This window comes from Brachybacterium equifaecis (assembly GCF_023509525.1).
GTDB lineage: Bacteria > Actinomycetota > Actinomycetes > Actinomycetales > Dermabacteraceae > Brachybacterium > Brachybacterium equifaecis.
On the sequence record NZ_JAKNCJ010000001.1, the window covers coordinates 404,142 to 426,067 of the forward strand.

Here is a 21,926-nt window from a genome sequence, read left to right on the forward strand (position 1 = left end):
CGTTCCTGCACCGGGCCGCCGTTCCTCCCCAGCGCGTACTTCTCCCCAGGGCCGACGGGAAGCGGTCGCGAGGCGCCGGGCGGGGCCTAGCGTCGCGCCATGAGCGGATTCCTGGGGATGGACGTCGAGGCCGCGCGCGCCCGCGCCGCGCAGTGGGAGCAGCACTCGGCGGAGCTGCTCGGATCGGCGACGGCGCTCGGCGGAGCGGTGCGCGCGGCGGTGTGGGAGGGGCCCGACGCGGAGGCGTTCCGGGAGGACTGGACGGCGCGCGCGGACGCGCCATGGCGCGAGGCGGCGGAGGCGCTCGCGCGCTGCGCCCGGGACCTCGAGCGGCACGCCGCCCAGCAGGAGGCGGCCTCCGCCACGGACTCTGCGGCGCCGACTGCGCCTTCCGGACCGGCGGGCCCGGCACCTGCATATGCCGGGATCGGCACCCCGATGTACGGCCTCGCGGGCGGATACCAGGGGATCGGGACCCCGATGTACGGCAGGGCCGGCGGGCCGCCGGCGGCGCTCTCCTCCGCGTGGGGCGGCACCGCTGCTGGGCGAGCGCCCGGTCCCTCCCTCGTCGCGGACCGCACCGAGGTCGAGCTGATCACGCCTCTGGACTGGATGATGGCGCGCTTCCCAGGCGGCGCGGCGAACCCTCGCGTGCAGACCCTGGACGCCCATGTCGACAACCTCGCTCGGATCGCCCTCGAGTCCTCGCCGCTCGGCCGGCCGGCCAGCGCGAGCGAGCTGATTGCGGGAGGGATCCTGGTGGCGGGGTCCGCTGCGGCGCTGTCGCCCCCCGGTCTCGCCCGGCTCCCGGACGGCTTCCTGGATCCGCGCACCGAGGTGAGGGTCCGCTCCGTCCAGAAGATCGAGTCCTCGGCCGCTCCGCGGAGTCTCGCCGATCTCATCCTCGCCACCGACGAGGCCCGTCGCACCCTGCCGGGCACCGACCACCCCTTCGACAGCTCCGCGACCGGCCAGATCCGCATCCAGGCGGTGCGCCCGGCCGACGGCGGCGAGATCGTCTACGTCGTCCACCTCCCGCCGACAGAGGGAGAGGACATCAGCAGCCCGTTCGCCTGGGGCCCGCAGGGCAATCCGAGCGACTGGGGGGCGGACGTCCAGCTCGTCGCCGGTGAGCGCACGGCCTCGATGGCTCAGGTCGAGGCAGCGATGGCGACGCCGGGCGCAGACGGAGAGCCGCTGGTCCCGGCCGGAGCGCGCGTTCTCCTGGTCAGCCATTCCCAGGGCGGGATCGTCGCCGCGGCGCTCGCCGCGGATCCGCTGGTCAACAGCACATCCGGAGCCGAGGGGACCTACCGGATCACCCACTCCCTCAGCGTGGGATCGCCGGTGGAGTCGCTGAGCGCGGCCCGGAACGGCACCCAGGTGGTGAACGTGGCGCACGGGCCGATGGTCCCGGCGGTCCCGCCGGACGGCGACGCCCTCCTGCTCGGCTCCTACGGCACGATCGCAGGAGACACCATGACCGCGCCGGTCCTGGTGGGCGATCCGCGGGACATGCTCGGCCATCTGCTGAACATCCCCGACCTCGTGCCGACGGCGGATGTCGGAGGGCTGCGCCTCGGGATCCCGCTGGCCGGCGGCCCCGGCGCCACCGACATCGTCCTGCCGACTCCGCGGGGGGAGCACGGCGGCGAGGGCCTGATGCAGGATCGCCACAACTCCGTGCAGCGCGGCAGCGGCGAGGTCGATGGCCTGGCCGGCTACTACGGCACGCTGCGCGAGCACCAGGACACGGATCCGCAACTGTCAGCGCTCCAGCGCGACCTCGAGGGAACCTATATCGGCCCGGGGGTGCAGCTCGTGGGCGACGTCGTCGTGGAGACCTCCCGCGAGGATCTGCGGCCGGGGAGCTGAGGTGATCGCGGTGCTCGTGAGCGCGGGGGCCTCAGGCCACCTTCCAGCGATAGACGAATGCAGCCATCGCCTCGCGGCTGATGGGCTCGGCGGGGCGGTAGGTCCCGTCGGGCCAGCCGGTGGAGATCCGCTGACTCGCAGCCCACGTGATCTCCCGGTAGAAGATCGTGGACTCCGGGGTGATGTCGCCCAGCGGGGAGCTCGCAGGAGGCGTGTGCGCGGGCGATCCCGCGGCGCGATAGAGGAACGCCGCCATCGCATCGCGGGCGATGGGCTGCGTGGGGCGGAAAGTCCCGTCGGGATAGCCGGTCGTGATCCCCTGCGCCTGCGCCCACGTGATCTCCCGGTAGTACTGGGTCTGCGGGGTGACGTCGGTGAAGGGCGAGACCACGGGCGGGGTGAACTCCGGGGAGCCGGCCGCGCGATAGAGGAACGCCGCCATCGCATCGCGACCGATCGGCTGGTAGGGCCGGTAGGTGCCGTCGGCCCAGCCGGTGGCGAGCTTCTGGTGCTTGAGCCAGGCGATCTCGACGAAGAACTGGGACTGGCCGTGGCGCACGTCGGTGAAGGGCGCCTTCGGGGTCCCGATGCTCGGGGCGGCGATCGGGCTGGGGGTGGGGTCGGCCCCCGTCGGCGATCCGAACCACGTGGCGTAGATCCGATAGAAGTTGCGGTTGCCGTAGGTCGCGCAGACGTCATCGGCCACGACCCCCGCGCCCGCGTCGAGCGCCGCCTGGCTCGGCGTGAACGGCGTGTAGTTGTAGAGCGCCGCCGTGGCGCGGTTCGCAATGCTCACGCGCCCGGTGCCGCAGAACTCGAAGGGGCTGTACTGCAGGTCGTAGGTGCGGCCGGCCTGGTAGCGGAAGCCGCGCGCCGGATCGCCGTACTCCTGCAGCCGCGAACCGGCCTGGTAGATCTGCTGCGCGAAGCCGGCCTTCGCCGGATCGCATCCGAGGAAGTCGGGGCAGGCGAATCCGAGCGCCTGATCCAGCTTCTTCCACGTGGGAGCGGCGGTGGTCACGAGTCCCTGCTCCTTCTGCAGCATGACCAGCAAGGCCTTCGGGCTCACGCCGCAGGCGGCGGAGACGGCCGCGAGGATCTGCCCGGCGCTCTGCGCAGTGCCCGCGGGGATCGCGGCGCAGTACGCCGTCTTCTCGCGCTGCGGTGTGCTCATCGCGAGGTCCTTGAGGCACGGTGCGCCGTCGACTCCCGTGCGGCAGGAGGCGCCGCGCTCGTCGAGGAAGGCGTCGATCTCGGCGGCTCCGAGAGCGCCCCCGTCGAACATCAGCGCGTCGGTGATCAGCAGGCCCGGATCGAAGCCGCCGATCCCTCCGGGCGGGGTCTCGGCGCGCGCGGCCGTGATCGGCAGCGCCAGCAGGAGCGCTGCGAGGAGGCCGAGCACGGCGAGGGGCCGGGCCGTGAGGGATGTGCGAGGAGCGGGAGAGGTCATGGGGAGGGCCTTCTCGGGTGCGGGGTGCGCCCCGCGATCACCGCGCAGGCGAGTCTGGCTGACGCGCCGAGCATACGTGCCCGGGCCCGGCCGCGGAACGGCCCGGTGCGCGGCCGCTGGTCCGGTCTGCGGCCGAGCGGACGCGCCGGCCGGACCGGGGCGCATGCACGCCCCGGTCCGGTCGGTGCCGACTCAGGCCCGCGCCACCGACACGGTCACCGCGCCGCCCGCGACCTTCTCGCTCGCGCTGTGCGCGCCCGCTGCCGGCTCGGCGGGGACCTGCAGGTCCGTAGCGAGCACCTCCGCGGCGACGAGATCGCGATGCGCGGCGACGGCGGCGACGACCGCCTCATCGCCGGCGACCGTCAGGCGGATCCGGTCGGAGACGTCGAGCCCGGCCTCGCGGCGGGCCTGCTGGATCGCACGGATCACGTCACGGGCCGTGCCCTCGGCCTCGAGCTCCGGAGTGAGCGCGGTGTCCAGGACGACGAAGTTCCCGCCGCGCAGGACGCCGATCGCGGTGCCTTCGGACTGCGAGGAGCTGCCGGCGACGAGATCGAGGGTGTACTCCCCCTCCTCGAGCGCGAGCCCGCCGGAGGTGACCACGCCGTTCTCATCGACGGACCAGTCCCCCGTCTTCGACCCCTTGATGACGACCTGCACGTTCTTGCCGAGACGGGGCCCGGCGGCGCGTGCGTTGACGCTGAGCCGCTGCTCGACGCCCATCGCCTGGGCCTCGGGGCTCGCCACGTCGAGCAGGCGCACGTGCTTCACGTTCAGCTCGTCGGCGATGATCCCGGTGAAGTCGGCGAGCGCCTGCGGATCGGAGGTGACGACGGTCAGCTCGGCGAGCGGGAGGCGGGCGCGCAGGCCCTCCTTCTTGCGCAGCGAGTTGCCGACGCCGGCGACCTGGCGCACGAGGTCCATGCGGGCCACGAGCTCCGGGTCGCGCGGGAACTGCACGGCATCCGGCCAGTCGGTCAGGTGCACGGAGCGCCCGCCCGTGAGCTGCTGCCAGATCTCCTCGGTGACCATCGGCAGCAGCGGAGCCGCCACCCGGCACAGGGTCTCCAGGCACGTGGAGAGCACGTCGATCGCCTCGGCGTCCCCCTCCCAGAAGCGGTCGCGCGAACGGCGCACGTACCAGTTCGTGAGCATGTCCAGGTGGTCCTGGATCAGCTCGGCGGCCTCGGCCAGCTCGAGGCGCTCGAACGCGCCCCGCACGGACTCCACCAGCGCGCCCGTGCGGGCGAGGAGGTAGCGGTCCATCACGTCGGCCGCTTCGAAGCGCGGCTGGCCGGTGTAGCCGGCGGGACGGCCATCCGCGTCCTTCTCCCCGGCGGCGTTCGCGTACAGCGCCAGGAAGTACCAGACGTTCCACAGCGGCAGCACGGTCTGGCGCACGGCCTCGCGGATCTTCGGCTCGTCGACCACGAGGTTGCCGCCGCGCAGGATCGGAGAGCTCATGAGGAACCAGCGCATCGCGTCGGCCCCGTAGAGGTCGAACATCTCGCGCACATCGGGGTAGTTGCGCAGCGACTTGCTCATCTTCTGGCCGTCCTCGCCGAGCACGATGCCGTGGCAGATGACGGAGGTGAACGCCGGGCGGTCGAACAGGGCGGTGGAGAGCACGTGCATGACGTAGAACCAGCCGCGGGTCTGCCCGATGTACTCGACGATGAAGTCGGCGGGGTTGTGCGACTCGAACCAGTCGGTGTTCTCGAAGGGGTAGTGCACCTGGGCGTACGGCATCGAGCCGGAGTCGAACCAGACGTCGAACACGTCGGTGACGCGGCGCATCGCGGACTTCCCCGTGGGGTCGTCCGGGTTCGGGCGCGTGAGGTCGTCGATGTAGGGGCGGTGGAGATTCACCTCGCCGTTCTCGTCCAGCGGCAGGCGGCCGAAGGCCTCCTCGATCTCCGCGAGCGAGCCGTAGACCTCGACGCGCGGATGGTTCGCGTCGTCGCTCTTCCACACCGGGATCGGGGAGCCCCAGTAGCGGTTGCGCGAGATCGCCCAGTCGCGGGCACCCTCGAGCCACTTCCCGAACTGGCCGTCCTTGACGTTGCCCGGGACCCACTCGATCTGCTCGTTCAGCTCGAGCATGCGCGCACGCTGATCGGCGACCTTGATGTACCAGGAGCTCACGGCCTTGTAGATCAGCGGGTTCCGGCAGCGCCAGCAGTGCGGGTAGGAGTGCACGTAGCTGGCCTCGCGCAGGAGGCGGCCGGCGCGCTGGAGGTTCCGGATGATCGGCCGGTTCGCCTCGAACACCTGCAGCCCGGCGATCTCGTCGAGCTCGGTGCCGCGGAAGTAGTCCAGGAACTGTGCGCCGTCGTCCACGGAGACGACCACGGGGATGCCGTACTCGGCGTTGACCTGCTGGTCGATCTCGCCGTAGGCGGTCGCCTGGTGGACCACGCCCGTGCCGTCGTCGGTGGAGACGTAATCGGCGACCGTCACGATCCAGGCGTTCTCGAGCCCCCACCGCGCGGGATCGGCGGAGTAGACGCTCCACAGCGGCTCGTAGGAGACGTGCTCGAGCTCGCGACCGGCGAACGTGCGCGGCTCGAGAGCGGCGAGGACGCTCTCGGCGTCGTCGTAGCCGAGCTCCTTCGCATAGGAGCCGATGAGCTCCTTCACCATGAGGTAGCGGGAGGCGCCGGGGGCGGAGCCGTCGGCCGCACCGTTCGGTCCCGCGGGCACGACGACGTACGTCAGCTCGGGGCCGACGGCGAGCGAGAAGTTCGTCGGCAGGGTCCAGGGCGTGGTCGTCCAGGCGAGAGCCTTCACCCCCGCGAGGCCGAGGCTCTCGGCTTTCTCGCCGGTGAAGGGCAGGGTGACCGTGACGGTCTGGTCCTGGCGCTCCTGGTAGACGTCGTCGTCCATGCGCAGCTCGTGCGCGGACAGCGGCGTCTGGTCCTTCCAGCAGTAGGGCAGCACGTAGTAGCCCTCGTAGGCACGGCCCTTGTCGTACAGCGTCTTGAAGGCCCACAGCACCGACTCCATGAAGGAGGGGTCCAGAGTCTTGTAGTCGTTCTCGAAGTCGACCCAGCGGGCCTGGCGGGTGACGTACTCCTCCCACTCCTTCGTGTACTTCAGCACCGAGGCGCGGGCGGCGTTGTTGAACGCCTGGACGCCCATCTCCTCGATCTCGCGCTTCTCGGTCATGCCGAGCTCGCGCATGGCCTCGAGCTCGGCCGGCAGGCCGTGGGTGTCCCAGCCGAAGCGGCGGTCGACCTTCTTTCCGTTCATCGTCTGGAAGCGCGGCACGACGTCCTTCACGAAGCCCGTGAGAAGGTGGCCGTAGTGGGGCAGGCCGTTGGCGAAGGGAGGGCCGTCGTAGAAGACGAACTCCTCGGCGCCCTCGCGCTGCGCGATGGAGGCGCGGAAGGTGTCGTCCTCGCGCCAGAACTCGATGATCCGGTTCTCGAGCGCGGGCAGGTTCGGCGAGGGGACGAGCGGGTCTCCGCTGAGGGGGTAGACCATGAGGACCTCCGAGGGGCGGTGGTGGCGGACTTCTGCGACGCTGCCCGAGGACGCCTCCCGCCTCGCCGGGTGGGCGAGGGCGGCACGCGCGGTACCACCTCGGTTGATGCCCCTGCTCCGCAGGCTCTGCGCGCCGGGGCGCCCAGGGCCGACGGGGGCATCCCCTCGATCCTCAGCTGTGACGGGCTGGTCCCGGCGGGTTCTACTGGGCTCGGCTCCCTGGCACCGGACCATCCGCCTGCGCGGGGGCGTCCTCGATGTCAGGGGAAGAGCTGTTCTTCCCGCGGCTCTCCGGTGATGGCCGGGTCGGTGCCGATGAAGTCATCCTAGCCTCCCTCCGCCCGGAGACCGGGTCGGGGTCCTCCTGCCCCTCAGCCCGCTGCACGGGCACGAGGGCAGCGGCCGCGAGCGAGACGGCGAGCGCGAGCACGAGGCCCGGCAGGAGCAGCCACAGCGGCGCCGCCTGCCCGAGCGCCCAGATGCCGACGATGACCAGGGCGGCGAGGATCCAGAAGACTCCGATGCCGACGGTGAGGGGACGGCGCCGCGTCGGGGGCGCTGGGGGCTCGACGGATCCGGGACCCCTGGGTGCGGACGCCGCGTCGACGCCGACGAGCTGGTCTGCGCCCGGCATCGTGGCCGGGCTGGGTGCTGCGGTGCTCATGATCCGCTCCTCGTGTAGATGACGTCACCGGCGGCGATGCTCCCGGTGAGATGGACTCCGATCTCGCCCGGATCCACGCCGTGCTCGAGCGCAGGAGCCTGGCCTCCCACGGTGCCGATCGCGGGCACGAGGTCCGAGGTGAAGGGGGTTCTCTCGGGAGGGAGGATCACGGTCACCCTGCCGACGGGGCGGGTGCAGTAGACGAACATGTGCAGCGACATCGGCTCCGGCTCCGAGGCATAGGGGTCGAATTCGGCGGGGGCATCTCCTCCGCCGTCGCTCGCCGGGGCGCCTCCCCCGTCGCTCGCGGCCGCCGGCTCCTCGCCGTCGGGAGCCGCGGCCGGATCCTCCGGCGCAGCGGGGCCGCCTGCCGCAGCATGATCGGCCTCCCACATCGCGACCGCGCTCTCGCGATCAGCGGGCACCTCGAGACCGGAGAGATCCACGACCACGGGCTGGGCGAGCGTGGAGGCGTCCTGCCCGCCGCAGACGTCCACGAATCCACCCGGCGCGTACTGATCCACGGTGAAGATCGCGGGCTCCGCTCTCGGGTCGAAGGTCAGCCGCGCCCAGCCCGCGCCGAGGACGAGGACGGGCAGCGCTGCCAGGGCGACCAGGGCGGTGCCGACGGCGCGCTGGCCGCGCAGACCCGCCCAGATCATCAGCATGCCCGCCGTCACGAGCACCGCTGCGGCGGTCCCGCCGGCGATCCACGCAGCAGGCAGCGGCGCACCGTCGGGGACCCAGGACGCACTGCTCTGGAGCAGAGCGAGTCCCGCGACGGCGAGCGCGCCGACGGCCAGGAGCGCGGTTGCTCGCAGCAGGTGGGGCCGCAGCGAGATGGGCGACCGAGGGGCGCGAGAGGAGGCCTCATCGAGCCTCGGAGCGTCGGGCTGCTCTGACTGCGCCGCCTCGGGGGCCGACGGGACCGACGCGACCGGGCGCACCGACGCGCTGGCGAGAGCCCACGGTGCGCGGCGTGCGTGCTCCTGCATCACGGCGGCGAGCTCTTCGGGACCGACGACACCGGCGCGCTCGCCGAGCCCTCCCAGGAGGTACGCCAGCCGGGCGCGCTGAGCGCGTCGCGCGGAGACCGCGACCGCGGTGACCAGCGGCACCAGGACGAGAACGACGAGCACGGGCAGAGTCCGCAGCTCGGTGAGGAGCAGGAGCATCCAGATCAGGGCGCCGATGCCGGCAGGGATCATCGCCATCACGATCAGCACGTCCCCGGTGGTGCCGGTCCCCCGCCGCACGGGCTGCGCGGCATCGGGTCTCTGCCCGGCGCCACCAGGCTGTGCTGCGGGCTGGACCGCAGGCGGGAAGGCCGGCAGCAGGAGCAGGCCCAGCAGATACAGCAGCGGACCGATCCCCAGCAGCGTGAGGAGCACGGCGAGGGCGCGGATCATCGCCGCCGGGACTCCCCATGCCGCCCCCAGCGCAGCGCACACGCCGCCGGTGAATCCCGCAGCCGGGTCCCGGAGCACCCCCGTGCGCAGGGCGCGCTCGGCCGGGGAGCCATGGGCGGGGACGATGAGTGCGCGCACCGCGGGGCGGATGGGGTCCTCGGGCGCACCGGGGGCACCGGTCGCACCGGGCGGGACGGGAGGCGGGAACTCGCTCATGCAGCCATCCTCTCCGGCGCCGCGGGCCGGAGGTGCCAGATCGGCCCCGCTTCTCCCCGGGCTCATCCCGGAGGTTCCCCGGAGCGAGCGCACCAGGGCACGGATCTCCGTTCGGCGCAGGCATGATGGGCCCATGCCCACCCTGATCCTCCCCTCGGCCGAGGCCTGGAACCGCCATCCGCGCCGAGCCGTCCTCACCGGCACCTGCGCGGCGCTCGCCGCGGTGCTCGAGATCTCCCCTGCGCTGCTGCGCGGAGCGTGCGCGATCAGCGCGGTGCTCACCTGCACGCTCCTGCCGGTGATCGCCGTGGAGGACCTCTCCTACCCCGGGCACATCGGCGTCACGCGCGGAATGCTCCTGCTCGCAGCAGCGCCGCTGGTCGCCTACGTTCTGGCCTGGGCGACGCTCCCGGGCGATGACGCCCTGCAGCGTCGCCGTGCGATGGCGGCGGTGCTGTCCCCGATCGCCGGCCGCCCCGCGCAGAGCGCGAACGCTCCCCTGGCGGGGGCTCGACCCCAGCCGCTGCTGCTGCTGCGATGGCTGTGCCTGGCCGCTGCGAGCGGTCTCGTGGTCGCCGTGCTGGTGATGGGCGCGTTCGGCCCGGCGATGGCCGCGATCAGCTCCTGGTACGGCATCGCCCTGCACCTGCTCGCCTTCTGCCTCGCGGTTCCGGCCGCGGGCCTCGTGCTCGGACTGCTCCCGCTGAGCCTGCTCGATGCCGCACGGGCAGAGGGTGCCGCGCGCGTGCCCCTGCCCGCGATCGCTGCTCTCGCGCTCGCGCTGGCCGCTCTGGCCCTCGGGGCCCTCGCCGTCGTGGGGGTGAGCTTCGGTCCCGGCGCCATGATCGGCACGGCGATCGTCATCGCCGGCACCGCGCTGCTCGCCTCGCTCCTCGTCATCCCCTGGGGCCGGCACCTGTGGCGCGCGGTGCGCGAAGAGGCCGGTGAGCGCGCGCTCGTGCAGCAGCGCAGCGAGTTCACCGCCCATCTGCACGACTCCGTGCTGCAGACCCTGACCGTGCTGCAGCGCCCCGGCACGGAACCGGCCACCGTGCGTCACCTCGCCCGGCAGCAGGAGCGCGAGCTGCGGCGATGGCTCTACCGGGCCGGGGCCGCGGAGCCCGGCGCGCCGGAGGATCTGCGCGGGGCCGTGGAGGCGCTCGCCGCGGAGCTCGAGGATCTCCACGGGATGGACGTGCATGCGGTCGTCGTCGGCGATGCCCCGGTGACCGAGGATCTCCGCCCGCTCCTGGCGGCCCTGCGCGAAGCGGCGTCGAACGCCTGCCGCCATGGTCGCGATGGGGTGGACCTGTTCGTGGATGTCGATGCGGCGCGGGTGGAGGCGTTCGTGCGGGATCGCGGTCCCGGCTTCGACCTGGACTCCGTCCCGCCCGACCGCCTGGGCGTGCGCGAATCGATCATCGGCCGCATGCGTCGCGCAGGGGGTAGCGCGCAGGTGCATCCGGGTCCCGGTGGAGGCACGGAGGTGGCCCTGCTCCTCCCCCGCGGCAGGAGGACGGCATGAGCGCCCGCCCGATCCGCGTGCTGGTGGTCGATGACCACCGGATCTTCGCCGCCGGCGTCTCCGGGGAGATCACCGCCCACGACCCGGGCCTCGCGGTCGTCGGCCAGGCCGATGACGTGGAGTCCGCCATCGCCGCCGCGCAGAGGCTTCGGCCCGATGTGGTGCTGCTGGATGTGCACCTGCCCGGGGGCCTGGGCGGCGGAGGCGCCGAGGTCGCCGACGCGCTGCATGAGCTCACCACCGCCGCGGGCGAGCCCGTGCGCGCGCTCGCCCTGTCGGTCTCCGACGCGGAGGACGACGTCCTCGCGGTGATCCGAGCGGGGGCGCGCGGATACGTCACCAAGTCGATCCTGCCTGCGGATCTGGTCGCGGCGATCCGCAGAGTCGCCGAGGGCGATGCGGTCTTCTCCCCGCGCCTGGCGGGATTCGTGCTCGACGCCTTCCGGGGGACGGCTCCGCCCGTGCCCACCGAGCTGGATCTCCTCTCCCCGCGCGAGCAGGAGGTCATGAAGCTCATCGCCCGCGGATACACGTACCGCGAGGCGGGGTCGGCGCTGTTCATCTCCGACCGCACGGTCGAGAGCCACGTCTCCAGCGTCCTGCGCAAGCTCCAGCTCACGAACCGCCGCGAGCTCGCACGCTGGGCGAGGGACCGCCGCGTCATCTGACGCGACCCCCGCGCGCGCTGCAGCGCTCAGTCCGCGAGCGGCAGGCGGACGGTGAACACCGTGCGCCCAGGGCGGCTGTCGACCTCGATCGCGCCCCCATGGGCTTCGGTGATCGCCTTCACGATGGGCAGACCGAGCCCCGTGGTGCCCTCGCTCCCGGAGCGGGCGGCGTCCGCACGGGTGAAGCGGGCGAAGACGTCCCCCGTGCGCGCGGCGTCGATCCCGGGGCCGTCGTCCTCGACGCGCAGCACGGCGCTCCTCTGTTCAGCGGCCAGCCCCGCACGCACCGTCGTGCCGAGCGGAGTGTGCTTGCGCGCGTTCGACAGGAGGTTGACGACGATCTGCGAGAGCTGGCGCGCATCGCCGCGCACCTGGATCGTCTCCTCGGGGACGTCGATCCGCCACTCGTGGTCCGGCGCGGTGACCTGCGCGTCCATCACCGCGTCCAGCACGATCTCTGCGAGATCGACCTCGGTGAGCGCGGCCTGCGCCCCTTCGTCGAGCCGCGCGAGGAGGAGCAGGTCCTCCACGAGCGCGGTCATCCGGTGCGACTGCGCCTCCAGGCGCTCCACGGACTGCTCGCCGTGGGGCGTCAGCTCCTCCGTCAGCCGGATCATCTCCGTGTACCCGCGGATCGCGGTGAGCGGGGTGCGCAGCTCGTGCGAGGCGTCGGCGATGAAGCGCCGCATCCCCTCCTCGGTGCGCTGTCGCGTCTCGAGCGCGCCCTCCACGTTCTCCAGCAGCAGGTTCAGCGCCCTGCCCACCTCTCCCGCCTCGGTCCCGCTGCGAGCGATCCGGTCGTCGACGCGGGAGGCGATGACCACGTCGCCGCGCGCGAGCGGCATGTCGGCCACCTGCCCGGCGACGGCGGACACCTCCTCGAGCGGTCGCAGGGTGCGGCGCACGATGAGCGAGCCGAGGATGCCCGTGGCCAGGAGCGCCAGCAGGCTCGCCCCGACGAGCGTGAGGTCCAGGCGCGCGAGCGTGGAGCGGAGCGGATCGAGCGGGAGCCCGGCGAGCACCTGCTGGCCGCCGGGACCGCGGCCGAGCCGGAAGGTGTACTCCCCGAGGCCGTCGGCGGCGAGGTCCACGGTCCCGCGGTCACCGTCGGTGTCCGCGACGGCCGCCTGCAGAGGGGCGAGATCGCTGATCGCGTGGACCGTGCCGCCGGCATCCCGCCAGCTCGCGCTGACCACGGCGCCGTCGGCATCGAGCACGGCGGTGAGCTCGAACTCGCCGGAGCCCGGGGCCCCGCCCGGGGTCCCCGCTCCTCCTGCCCCACCTGCCCCTCCGGCGTCGTCCGCACCGCCGGCGTCATCGGGGCCGACGGCGGAGCCGGGACCGGCGGCGCGCTGCGCGGCGCGCTGGAGCTGGGCGTCGAGCTGCGTGTGCAGCTGGCTCGACACGGAGATGTGGGTGATCAGCGAGAGCGCGAGGCACATCGTCGCGACCGTGGCGAGCAGGAGGAGCACGAGGGTGCGCCGCAGGCTCGCGCGGCGGCCTGCGAGGTGGGGCCTGGCGCTCATGCGGGCTTCAGCATGTATCCGGCCCCGCGCACCGTGTGGATCATCGGCTCGCGCCCCAGATCGATGCGCTTGCGCAGGTAGGAGATGTAGAGCTCGACGATGTTGGCCTGCCCGCCGAAGTCGTAGTTCCACACGGCGTCGAGGATCTGCGACTTCGACAGCACACGCTGCGGGTTCTCCATCAGGTACTGCAGGAGCTGGTACTGGGTGGCCGTGAGGGCGATGGCATCGCCGCCGCGCGTCACCTCATGGGTGTCGAGGTTCATCACGAGATCGCCGACGACCAGCTCGCTGCTCGAGAGCGCGGTCACTCCCGAGCGCTGCACGAGCCGGTGCAGGCGCAGCAGCACCTCCTCCATGGTGAAGGGCTTGGTGACGTAGTCGTCGGCCCCGGCGGCGAGGCCGGTGACCCGATCGGCGGGGGCGTCCATCGCCGTCAGCATCAGGGAGGGGACCTCGGGCTGCAGCGCGCGGATCCGGCGCAGCACCTCGAGGCCCTCGATGCCGGGGAGCATCCGATCCAGCACCAGCACATCGGGTCGGATCTCCCGGGCGATGCGCACCGCCTCCAGCCCGTCTCCGACGACGGTCGCCTCCCAGCCGATCATCTGCAGCGGGAAGCGCAGGAGGTCGGCGATCATCGGCTCGTCCTCGACCACGAGCACCCGGATCGGCGAGCCGTCGGGGTGCTGGAGGGCGGGCAGCGCCGCGAGAGCGGCGACAGGGCTGTGGGACATGGCGGGCTCCTGGTCAGGGGCAGCGGTGCGCTGCGATGGGTCGACACTAGCCCTGCGAGCGCGCGAGCCGCCCGCTCCCCCGCTCGATCCTGGGATGCTCACAGCAGGTCGGGCGCCCGCGCACAGCAGATGCACAGTCCCGGCGCGCCGGGGCGGTGCCGGCTGAGTCGGGGGTCACGCCCCGTGCCTCGCGGGCCGGGCGCGTGGCAAGCTGGGGAGCTCACCCCCGGTCCTCGCGGCCGCGCACCCCAGGAGGAACCTGATGTCCTATGCAGGCGAGCCGTTCACCGCGAAGTGCCGCGCGGCGGGGAAGACCGTCGAGGTCGGCTCCGAGGAGACGCTCCTGCAGGCGCTCCTGGACGCGGGGATCTCCGTGGACTACTCCTGCGAGGGCGGGGTGTGCGGCACCTGCGTGGTGCCGCTGATCGCGGGCGAGGTCATCCACCAGGACGAGTTCCTGCTGGAGGACGAGCGCGCCGAGCGCATGACCCCCTGCGTCTCCCGCGGCATCGGGGAGATCGAGATCGACGTCTGAGAGCGGGCGCGGATCCGCCCGGGCCCTCCTCCGGGTACGACCCTGGTCTGCCCCGGATCAGCTCTGGGTCTGATGTCGTCGGGCCTCGCTGCGCGGCAGGGTGGAGCCATGGCGCCGATGCTCGTCGGCGCGGGATCCCCAGGAGGCACCCGAGATGACGACCGCTCCCCGCACCGTCCTCAGCAGCGTCGATCTCAGCAGAGCCGATCTCTCGACCCCCGGCCGCCCCCGCGCCCACTCCGCCAGATCACGGCTGGCTCCGCCGCTGCTGGTGCTCGCGCTGCTCGCACTGCTGGCCGCCCTGATCGGCGGACCCTCCCTGGGTCTCGGCGCCGGGACCCTGCTCTGCGCCGCGTCGCTGGCGCTGCTGGGCCTCAGCGTCCTGGCCGCGCGCAGCGTCGGATCGGCTGACGGCTGACGGCTGACGGCTGAGGCTGAGGCTGACGGCAGGATGCTGAGACCCATCCCCTCTCAGACGCTCGCGTCCCGCGCGGCGAGCGCGGCGAAGGCGCCGCCCCTCTGGATCAGCTCGTCATAGGTGCCGCGCTCGAGCACTCGCCCCTTCTCGAGCACCACGATCTGATCCGCATGGCGGATGGTGGAGAGCCGGTGCGCGATCGAGATGGTGGTGCGGCCGGAGCTGAGAGCGGCGAGCGCCCCGCTCATCGCCTGCTCCGTGAGGGTGTCCAGCGCGCTGGTCGCCTCGTCGAGGAGCAGCACGGGCGGATCCCGCAGGATCGTGCGCGCGAGCGCGAGACGCTGCTTCTCGCCTCCGGAGAAGCGATAGCCCCGCTCCCCGACGACCGTCTGGTACCCCTCGGGAAGTGACGCGATGTGGTCGTGGATCTGCGCGATGCGGCACGCGCGCACGAGATCCTCATCGCTCGCCTCCGGCGCCGCGAAACGCAGGTTCTCGGCGATGCTCGCGTGCAGCAGATACATCTCCTGGGTGACCACGCCGACGCAGTCCGCGATGCTGCGGAGCGTGAGGTCGCGCAGGTCGTGGCCGTCGAGCGTCACCGAGCCCGCCGTCGGGTCGTAGAGACGGGCCATGAGGTAGCCGGTCGTCGTCTTCCCGGAGCCCGTGGTGCCGACGAGCGCCGTGTGGGTGCCGGGATCGACAGAGATGTCGAGGCCGTGGAGGGTGTCCTCCTCCGAGCCCGGGTAGCGGAAGTGCACGCCGCGCAGCCGCACCTCTCCGCGTACCCGGGCGGGGTCGAGCGCCAGCGCTCCGGGCTTCTCGGCGATCGTGACGGGCGCGTCGAGGTATTCGAAGACCCGGGTGAACAGGGCGAGGGACGAGCTGACCTGGGTGGCCACCCGCAGCAGCCCGTTGATCTGCGGGTACAGACCCGACTGCAGGGCGATGAACGCGACGAGAGTGCCGATGGTGATGCCGGGGGTCTCGCCAAACAGGAGCGCCCCGCCCAGGAGATACGTGAGCGCGGGGATGACCGACATCAGCGTCGTGTAGAGCGCCATCTGCCAGCGGCCCGCGGTGGTCGAGGAGACGCCGAGGTCGGCCAGGCGCCGGGAGAGGCCGTCGAAGTGGGCGGTGAGCTCGGCGGTGCGCCCCATGGTCGTGCCGAGCAGGATGCCGCTGACGGACAGAGACTCCTGGATCGAGGAGGAGAGATCGGCGGCGGTCTCCTGCTGGGCTTTCGTGATGGCGCGGCGGCGCAGCCCCACACGCCGGTTCATCCACACCGCGAGCGGCACGGTGATCAGCGAGAACAGGGTCAGGCGCCAGTCCATCGCGGCCATCGCCGCCACCGCCATGGCGATCGCGGCGACGGAGGACACGATGGAGGTGAGCACGCTCGTGACGACAGCCTGCATCGCACCGATGTCGTTGAAGATGCGCGACTGGACCTCGCCGGTGCGGGTGCGCGTGAAGAACCCCAGACCCATGCGCTGGAGGTGCCCGAAGGTCGCCACGCGCAGGTCGTGCATGATCGCCTGGCCCACGCCGGTCGAGAGCATCCCCTGGATCACTCCGAGCACGGCGGAGATCGTCGTCACCGCGATCATCCCGCCCACGCACCACGCGAGGATGTCCATGCGCCGATCCGGGAGCGCAACGTCCACGATCTCGCGCACGAGGAACGGGGAGATCACGCCAGTCGCCGCCGCCAGGGCGATCAGGAGCCCCACGACGGCGAGTGTGCCGCGGTAGGGGGCGAACAGACGAAGGATCCGGCGGGTGTCGGCCTTCTGCCCGGGGGCGAGCCGGCGATCCTCCGCTCCCGGCATCGCGCGGCCCCCTCCCCCGCCGCCCATGCCGCCGCCCATCCCGGGGCCGTGGGCCATGCTCACCGGCTCAGATCCCCGCGCCGCGGGCGACCTTGTGGGCGGCTGCCTGGGCGAGGGGCCGCAGCGTCACGAGGTCCAGGTTCACGTGCTGGGGCGCGTGCAGCGCATAGGCGATGACGTCGGCGACATCCTCCGCGCGCAGCGGCTCCTCGACACCTTCGTAGACGGCAGCCGCAGCCGCGCGGTCCCCGCCGAGCCGCACAAGGGAGAACTCCTCGGTGGCCACCATCCCGGGGGCGATCTCGATGACGCGGATCGGCTCGCCGTTCAGCTCGAGGCGCAGGGCGGCGGCCATCATGTGCTCTCCGGCCTTCGCCGCGTTGTATCCGGCACCGCCCTCGTACGCGACCTGCGCAGCCGTCGAGGAGAGAACGAGGATGCTGCCGCTGCCCGAGCGGCGGACGGCGGGCAGGAGGGCCTGCGTGACCCGCACGGGCCCGAGCGTGTTCGATTCGAACATGGCGCGCCACTTGGCGAGGTCGGCGCCCTCGACGGTCTCGGTGCCGAGCGCCCCTCCTGCCACGTGGACCAGCGCGTGCAGACCCTGCGGGAACAGCTCGTCCACACGGCCGGCGAGTCGGGAGACGGACTCGTCGTCGGTGACGTCGACCCGCAGGATCTCGCAGCCGTTCTCCTGCGCGAGCTGCGACAGGCGCTCCTCGCGCCGCGCGACCGCAAGCACGCGCCAGTCGTCGGCCACAAGACGCTCGGCGGTGGCCCGCCCGATGCCCGAGGAGGCACCGGTGACGACGGCCGTCCGCTCGGCCCCCGGCGTACGGGGGTCGACGGTGGTCACGGACGGGGAGGGAAGGGTCTCGCTCATGGCTCCAGAGTACGAGCGCTGCCGACGGCGGACGCACCGCACACGTCGGTCGCGGCGCTAGCGTGATCCCGTGACGACCTCCGACGACCCCCGCGACCTCGCCGCGCGCCTCGTGCGCGAGCACGGCACGACATTCGCCGCCGATGCCGGGATCGCGCTGCGCGACGAGCCCTCCGCACTGTGGGAGCTGCTGCTCCTCACCCTGCTGCTCTCGGCGCGGATCCGCTCGCAGGCCGCCGTGGACACCGCCCGCGTGCTGATCGGCGCGGGATGGACCAGCCCCGAGCGCCTCGCCGCCTCCACCCACCGCCAGCGAGTCGCGGTGCTCGGCCGCGGCGGCTACCGCCGCTACGACGAGTCGACGTCCGCGAAGCTCGCGCACGCCGCGTCCCTGCTGCAGGATCGCTGGGGCGGGGACCTGCGCGCCCTCCGGGACGAGGCCGGCGGGGATCCCGCGCGCATCGCGCGACTGCTCCAGGAGTTCGAGGGCATCGGGCCGACGGGCGCACGGATCTTCCTGCGCGAGGTCCAGGCGGTCTGGCCGAGCGTGCGGCCCGCCGCGGACGACCTCGTGCGCAAAGGCGCCCGGGCGGCGGGGCTGCCGACGGACCCGTCCGCGCTGGCCGATCTCGTCACCGGGGACGAGCTGGCGCCGCTGTGCGCCGCGATGGTGCGGGTCGCGCGCGATCCGCAGCTCCTCGAGCGCGCCGGCATCTGAGCGACTAGACTCCTCCGGTGCTCTCGTACTGGCGGATCCTCACCGCGACCTTCCGCCAGCACACGACCTATCGCACCGCGACGCTCGCGGGGATCTTCACGAACTCGATGTTCGGGCTCATCCGCGCCTCGATCCTGCTGGCGGCGATCCATGCCGCCGGCGGGGAGCTGAACGGGTACACCGCGCTCCAGGCCGCCACCTACGTATGGCTCGGGCAGGCGCTGCTCGCGCCGATCGAGGCCTTCGGCACGCGCGAGGTGGCTGCTCGCGTGCACCAGGGCGATGTGGCGGTCGATCTCCTGCGGCCGCTGAGCTTCCTGGGGCTGTTCTTCGCCCAGAAGCTCGGCCGCTCCTCCTATTACCTGCTCGCGCGCGGCATCCCCCCGATGCTGATCGGCGCGCTGCTGACGGGTCTCGCCCTGCCCGAGGATCCGCTGAGCTATCCGCTCGGCGTGCTCACGATCGCTCTCGCGATCACGGTCGCGTTCCTCGGGGACATGCTCGTGAACCTCGCGGCGTTCTGGATCCTCGAGACCCGCGGCCTCACCGTCCTCTACAACTCGGTGATGAACCTGCTCTCCGGCTTCCTGATCCCGATCCTCTGGTTCCCTCCGTGGCTGCTCGCGATCGCCCGCTGGACGCCGTTCCCCTCCATGGTGCAGACCCCCATCGATGTGCTCTCCGGCCGTGTGGGGCCGGCGTCGGCTATCGGCCTGATCGGCGTGCAGTCGGCCTGGATCCTCGTGCTGCTCCTCGCCGCCGCGGTCATGCTGCGCGCCGGCGCCCGCTCCCTGGAGGTGCAGGGTGGCTGATCGCGCGTCCCGTCTCGACCGCCCGGTCGGCCCCCTGCGCATGGCCGCGGCGCTCTACGGCTCCCGCATCCGTTCGCAGGCATCCTTCCGCGCGAGCTTCGCGGCCGACCTCGCCGGCCAGGCCCTGCTGGTGATCGTCGAGTTCATCGAGCTGTGGGTGATCCTCTCCCAGGTCGGCGTGTTCGGCGGGATGACCCTCACGCAGGTCGCGGTCGTCTACGGTCTCGCCTCGCTCGCCTTCGGCCTCGCGGACCTCGCCTTCGGTGAGGTCGAGCAGGTCTCCTCCCTCGTCCGCTCGGGAAGGCTCGAGACCCTCCTGATCCGGCCCGTGCCGCTGCTGCTCCAGCTCTCGAGCCTGGATCTCTCGCTGCGGCGCATCGGCCGGATCGCGGTGGGTCTGGCGATGTACGTCGGTGCTCTGCTCGCCGCGGGCTTCTCCCCCGGAGCGGCGGACCTTGTGCTGGCGATTCTCGCGCCGCTCGCAGGCGCGGCGATCTTCTCCGCCCTGTTCGTGGCCGCGGGCGCCCTGCAGTTCTGGCTGATCGACGGGCGGGAGTTCGCGAACGCCTTCACCTACGGCGGCAACTATGTGGCCACCACTCCCGGCGCCGTGTTCGGCGCCCCGATGCGCGCCTTCTTCACCTTCGTCATCCCGGCGACCCTCGTCGCCTACACCCCCGCCCTCGTGCTCCTGGACCTGCCCGGCCCCGCCCTGCTGCCGCAGTGGACGGGCTGGCTGGGGCTGCCCGCCGCGATCCTGCTGTGGACCGCGACGGCGCTGCTGTGGCGCGCGGGGGTTCGCCGATACACAGGAGCAGGCGGATGAACCAGTCCCCGACCCCCACCCGCGATCCGGCCGTCGGCGAGCGCGGCCCTGCCGTCGCGCTCACGGCCCTGCGACGCGACTACACGGTGCACGCGAAGGCCGACGGCGCCCGTCGCCGCACCGCGCGCGTGATCCGCGCGGTCGACGACCTCACCCTGCACATCGAGCGCGGGGAGGCGGTCGGCTTCGTCGGCGCGAACGGAGCCGGGAAGTCCACGACCATCAAGATGATGACGGGCATCCTCCAGCCCACCTCAGGAGACGTGCGGGTGCTCGGGCGCTCGCCCGTGGCCGAGAGGCGCCAGCTCGCACGCGAGATCGGGGTGGTCTTCGGACAGCGCTCCCAGCTGTGGTGGGATCTGCCGCTGCGCGACTCCTTCGCGATCCTCGGCGCCATGCACCGCCTCACCGAGCGCGAGCGGCGCGCACGGCTGGACCGCCTGGTGGCGGGCCTTGACCTCTCTGGCTTCCTGGACCGGCCCGTGCGCCAGCTCTCGCTCGGGCAGCGGATGCGCGGGGAGGTCGCCGCGGCGCTCCTGCACTCCCCGCAGCTCGTGATCCTCGATGAGCCGACGATCGGGCTGGACATGGTCTCGAAGGAGGGCTTGCGGCGCTTCCTCACCGAGGACCGCGCCGAACGGGGCACGACCCTGTTCCTCACCACCCATGACATGAGCGATGTCGAGCGGCTCGCGGAGCGGATCGTGATCGTCGACGGCGGCGCGGTCGCCTACGACGGGGCGCTCGCGGATCTGCGCGAATCCCTCGGCGCGCCCCGCGAGCTGATCCTCGACCTCGCCTCTCCGCGGGAGGAGCCGCTGCGCGTCCCGCCCGGCGCTCAGTGCGCGGGCATCGAGGCGGGCGGGATCCGCCACCGGATCCGCTTCTCGGGCGCCGACCTCACCGTCCCGGTGCTGCTCGCATCGCTCTCCGAGCAGGCGGAGATCGCGGATCTCTCGCTCGCGGAGCCCGCGATCGAGGATCTCGTGCGCCGGATCTCCGCGCAGGAGCGGTGAGCCTGCTCCGCGTATCCTGGGGGCTCCGAGCCGCCGATGAAGGAGCCCTTCGTGAGCACAGCCCAGCCGTCCGTCGGCCGCATGATCGCGAGCGGTCTCGCCGCGGTGCCCGCCGTGAACCGCAAGGACGCTCCGCGCACGCGCCATGAGGCGATGGCGAGAGGGATGCTCGATCATCTGCTGCGCGATCGCCGCGCGCGCCGCGCGTTCACGCGCCGCATCGCCCGGATCGACACCGAGGTGCCCACCTTCCGCACGACGACCCGCACCGGCCCCACCGCGTTCGACCTCATCGCGCAGGCCCCGGCAGAGGGCAAGGGCGAGGGCACGCTCGGCGTGAAGCTCGTGGTGGACGGCGAGATGGATGCCGAGCGGATCCGGGAGCTGCTCGACGGGTTCCGCGACCACCCGGGCAATCGGCTGCTGCTGGTCATCCCGCGATCTCGTCGCCAGGAGATCGCGGCCGACGACGACCGGCTGCGGATCGTCACCTGGGCCCAGGTGGTCAAGCGCATGAGCGCCAAGGACGAGGAGCGCGCGGAGCTCTGGCGCGCTCTCGGCGAGTTCGGCGAGAACGAGGCGGTGCCCGACGCCCACCAGCCCGTCTCCCCCGCCGTGCTGCTGGACCGGGAGGTCACCGAGGAGTTCCGCGCTCACCTCCAGGCGATGCTGCTGGTGAGCCGTGAGCTGATGGGCCGCGCCCCGCGCTTCTCCTCCAGCCGTTCGCACCCCCGGGCCTGGCTGCACGTCGGCGGGAGCACGGGCGATCTGGGCGTCGAGTTGGACGCCGTGGAGGACGGCTCCGCGATCTGGCTCGTGGGCAGCCGCCCCACCCGCTCCTTCTCCCTCGGGATCGGAGCGCTGCCCGACGAGACCGCTCGCGCCGACGCCGAGAAGCGGGTGCGGGCGATCGCCGCTCGGGATGACTGGCGCCACGATCCCGACTTCGCGCTCGAGACGGGACCGTTCATCGGGACGCCTGCGACCCGCACCATCGAGGACGCCCGCTCCCTGCTGTGGGAGGTGCTGGACCCCGCGCGGCTGGAAGGGGCAGGCTTCCCCCTCGTGCCGCGCCAGCAGCCCGACCTCGAGGAGAACCGCCTGGCGGTGCGCGTGCATGCCCCGGGCATCCCGCGCTCGGGCACGTTCCTCGTCTCCATCGGCGGATCGAGCACGTGGCGCACCCTCCTGCCGCGCGTGACCAGGGAGTACGACGGCCGCACCTACGTCATCCAGGCGAAGAAGACCGACACCGCGCAGGATCTGGTGAGTGCCGTCCACAAGGCCCTGCGCTCGCTCGCGACCAAGCCGTAGGCCCCTCGGT

The 21,926-nt window shown here is 72.5% G+C and carries 18 protein-coding genes; 10 read left to right on the plus strand and 8 right to left on the minus strand.

The window, feature by feature from the left end; translation table 11 throughout:
• Nucleotides 1-99 precede the first annotated feature (99 nt).
• The gene (locus Bequi_RS01845) at nt 100-1,875 is read left to right on the plus strand and encodes a hypothetical protein (RefSeq protein WP_249736301.1); all 1,776 of its coding nucleotides are present in this window, start codon (nt 100-102) and stop codon (nt 1,873-1,875) included.
• Between the two features lie 31 nt (nt 1,876-1,906).
• Here the strand turns inward: Bequi_RS01845 and Bequi_RS01850 are convergent, their stop codons facing one another.
• The 4 genes from Bequi_RS01850 to Bequi_RS01865 all read right to left on the minus strand — a co-directional run bounded on the left by Bequi_RS01850 (nt 1,907) and on the right by Bequi_RS01865 (nt 9,103).
• The gene (locus Bequi_RS01850) at nt 1,907-3,325 is read right to left on the minus strand and encodes an S-layer homology domain-containing protein (protein WP_249736302.1); all 1,419 of its coding nucleotides are present in this window, start codon (nt 3,323-3,325) and stop codon (nt 1,907-1,909) included.
• Nucleotides 3,326-3,517: 192 nt separating this feature from the next.
• Nucleotides 3,518-6,814 carry an isoleucine--tRNA ligase gene (gene ileS, locus Bequi_RS01855; protein ID WP_249736303.1) on the minus strand — a complete coding sequence of 1,099 codons (3,297 nt, stop codon included), beginning with the start codon at nt 6,812-6,814 and terminating at the stop codon, nt 3,518-3,520.
• Between the two features lie 202 nt (nt 6,815-7,016).
• Nucleotides 7,017-7,478 (minus strand): hypothetical protein, encoded by a 462-nt coding sequence (locus Bequi_RS01860; protein ID WP_249736304.1) that lies wholly within the window; start codon nt 7,476-7,478, stop codon nt 7,017-7,019.
• Nucleotides 7,475-9,103 (minus strand): PspC domain-containing protein, encoded by a 1,629-nt coding sequence (locus Bequi_RS01865; RefSeq protein WP_249736305.1) that lies wholly within the window; start codon nt 9,101-9,103, stop codon nt 7,475-7,477. The genes Bequi_RS01860 and Bequi_RS01865 overlap by 4 nt, the downstream gene beginning before the upstream one ends.
• Before the next feature lie 133 nt (nt 9,104-9,236).
• On the opposite strand from Bequi_RS01865, the gene Bequi_RS01870 reads away from it, so the two are divergent.
• Both Bequi_RS01870 and Bequi_RS01875 read left to right on the plus strand, forming a co-directional pair.
• Nucleotides 9,237-10,628: a sensor histidine kinase gene (locus tag Bequi_RS01870; RefSeq protein ID WP_249736306.1), complete on the plus strand. Its 1,392-nt coding sequence runs from the start codon at nt 9,237-9,239 to the stop codon at nt 10,626-10,628.
• Entirely contained in the window at nt 10,625-11,296 is a 672-nt protein-coding gene (locus Bequi_RS01875; RefSeq protein WP_249736307.1) for a response regulator, read from the plus strand. Before Bequi_RS01870 ends, Bequi_RS01875 begins: the two co-directional genes overlap by 4 nt.
• Nucleotides 11,297-11,322: 26 nt before the next feature.
• On the opposite strand, the gene Bequi_RS01880 is transcribed toward Bequi_RS01875, so the two are convergent.
• Both Bequi_RS01880 and Bequi_RS01885 read right to left on the minus strand, forming a co-directional pair.
• Nucleotides 11,323-12,822, minus strand: coding sequence for a sensor histidine kinase (locus Bequi_RS01880; RefSeq protein WP_249736308.1), 1,500 nt, complete (start codon nt 12,820-12,822; stop codon nt 11,323-11,325).
• Nucleotides 12,819-13,559: a response regulator transcription factor gene (locus Bequi_RS01885; RefSeq protein WP_249736309.1), complete on the minus strand. Its 741-nt coding sequence runs from the start codon at nt 13,557-13,559 to the stop codon at nt 12,819-12,821. The genes Bequi_RS01880 and Bequi_RS01885 overlap by 4 nt, the downstream gene beginning before the upstream one ends.
• A 262-nt stretch (nt 13,560-13,821) precedes the next feature.
• On the opposite strand from Bequi_RS01885, the gene Bequi_RS01890 reads away from it, so the two are divergent.
• Entirely contained in the window at nt 13,822-14,094 is a 273-nt protein-coding gene (locus tag Bequi_RS01890) for a 2Fe-2S iron-sulfur cluster-binding protein (RefSeq protein ID WP_249736310.1), read from the plus strand.
• Between the two features lie 154 nt (nt 14,095-14,248).
• Nucleotides 14,249-14,512 carry a hypothetical protein gene (locus tag Bequi_RS01895; protein WP_249736311.1) on the plus strand — a complete coding sequence of 88 codons (264 nt, stop codon included), beginning with the start codon at nt 14,249-14,251 and terminating at the stop codon, nt 14,510-14,512.
• 53 nt (nt 14,513-14,565) lie between these two features.
• On the opposite strand, the gene Bequi_RS01900 is transcribed toward Bequi_RS01895, so the two are convergent.
• Nucleotides 14,566-16,404, minus strand: coding sequence for an ABC transporter ATP-binding protein (locus Bequi_RS01900; RefSeq protein WP_249736753.1), 1,839 nt, complete (start codon nt 16,402-16,404; stop codon nt 14,566-14,568).
• A 10-nt stretch (nt 16,405-16,414) separates the two neighbouring features.
• Entirely contained in the window at nt 16,415-17,230 is an 816-nt protein-coding gene (locus tag Bequi_RS01905) for an SDR family oxidoreductase (protein WP_249736312.1), read from the minus strand.
• Between the two features lie 70 nt (nt 17,231-17,300).
• On the opposite strand from Bequi_RS01905, the gene Bequi_RS01910 reads away from it, so the two are divergent.
• From Bequi_RS01910 to Bequi_RS01930, 5 genes are read left to right on the plus strand one after another with little or no spacing between them, the layout of a single operon-like run.
• On the plus strand, nt 17,301-17,948 hold the full coding sequence (locus Bequi_RS01910) for an endonuclease (protein ID WP_249736313.1): 648 nt from the start codon (nt 17,301-17,303) through the stop codon (nt 17,946-17,948).
• Nucleotides 17,949-17,965: 17 nt separating this feature from the next.
• Nucleotides 17,966-18,760 carry an ABC transporter permease gene (locus tag Bequi_RS01915; RefSeq protein ID WP_249736314.1) on the plus strand — a complete coding sequence of 265 codons (795 nt, stop codon included), beginning with the start codon at nt 17,966-17,968 and terminating at the stop codon, nt 18,758-18,760.
• Nucleotides 18,753-19,586 carry an ABC transporter permease gene (locus tag Bequi_RS01920; RefSeq protein ID WP_249736315.1) on the plus strand — a complete coding sequence of 278 codons (834 nt, stop codon included), beginning with the start codon at nt 18,753-18,755 and terminating at the stop codon, nt 19,584-19,586. Before Bequi_RS01915 ends, Bequi_RS01920 begins: the two co-directional genes overlap by 8 nt.
• On the plus strand, nt 19,583-20,602 hold the full coding sequence (locus Bequi_RS01925) for an ABC transporter ATP-binding protein (RefSeq protein ID WP_249736316.1): 1,020 nt from the start codon (nt 19,583-19,585) through the stop codon (nt 20,600-20,602). Before Bequi_RS01920 ends, Bequi_RS01925 begins: the two co-directional genes overlap by 4 nt.
• 51 nt (nt 20,603-20,653) lie before the next feature.
• Nucleotides 20,654-21,916: a hypothetical protein gene (locus Bequi_RS01930; protein WP_249736317.1), complete on the plus strand. Its 1,263-nt coding sequence runs from the start codon at nt 20,654-20,656 to the stop codon at nt 21,914-21,916.
• Nucleotides 21,917-21,926: the final 10 nt, after the last annotated feature.

Bases quoted from the DNA above. Each gene is read 5' to 3' on its own strand.
- Bequi_RS01875 (WP_249736307.1), top strand. From the start codon at position 10,625: ATGAGCGCCCGCCCGATCCGCGTGCTGGTGGTCGATGACCACCGGATC.
- Bequi_RS01905 (WP_249736312.1), bottom strand. From the start codon at position 17,230: ATGAGCGAGACCCTTCCCTCCCCGTCCGTGACCACCGTCGACCCCCGT.
- Bequi_RS01900 (WP_249736753.1), bottom strand. From the start codon at position 16,404: ATGGCCCACGGCCCCGGGATGGGCGGCGGCATGGGCGGCGGGGGAGGG.
- Bequi_RS01885 (WP_249736309.1), bottom strand. From the start codon at position 13,559: ATGTCCCACAGCCCTGTCGCCGCTCTCGCGGCGCTGCCCGCCCTCCAG.
- ileS (WP_249736303.1), bottom strand. From the start codon at position 6,814: ATGGTCTACCCCCTCAGCGGAGACCCGCTCGTCCCCTCGCCGAACCTG.
- Bequi_RS01860 (WP_249736304.1), bottom strand. From the start codon at position 7,478: ATGAGCACCGCAGCACCCAGCCCGGCCACGATGCCGGGCGCAGACCAG.
- Bequi_RS01880 (WP_249736308.1), bottom strand. From the start codon at position 12,822: ATGAGCGCCAGGCCCCACCTCGCAGGCCGCCGCGCGAGCCTGCGGCGC.
- Bequi_RS01890 (WP_249736310.1), top strand. From the start codon at position 13,822: ATGTCCTATGCAGGCGAGCCGTTCACCGCGAAGTGCCGCGCGGCGGGG.
- Bequi_RS01870 (WP_249736306.1), top strand. From the start codon at position 9,237: ATGCCCACCCTGATCCTCCCCTCGGCCGAGGCCTGGAACCGCCATCCG.
- Bequi_RS01845 (WP_249736301.1), top strand. From the start codon at position 100: ATGAGCGGATTCCTGGGGATGGACGTCGAGGCCGCGCGCGCCCGCGCC.
- Bequi_RS01865 (WP_249736305.1), bottom strand. From the start codon at position 9,103: ATGAGCGAGTTCCCGCCTCCCGTCCCGCCCGGTGCGACCGGTGCCCCC.
- Bequi_RS01895 (WP_249736311.1), top strand. From the start codon at position 14,249: ATGACGACCGCTCCCCGCACCGTCCTCAGCAGCGTCGATCTCAGCAGA.
- Bequi_RS01925 (WP_249736316.1), top strand. From the start codon at position 19,583: ATGAACCAGTCCCCGACCCCCACCCGCGATCCGGCCGTCGGCGAGCGC.
- Bequi_RS01850 (WP_249736302.1), bottom strand. From the start codon at position 3,325: ATGACCTCTCCCGCTCCTCGCACATCCCTCACGGCCCGGCCCCTCGCC.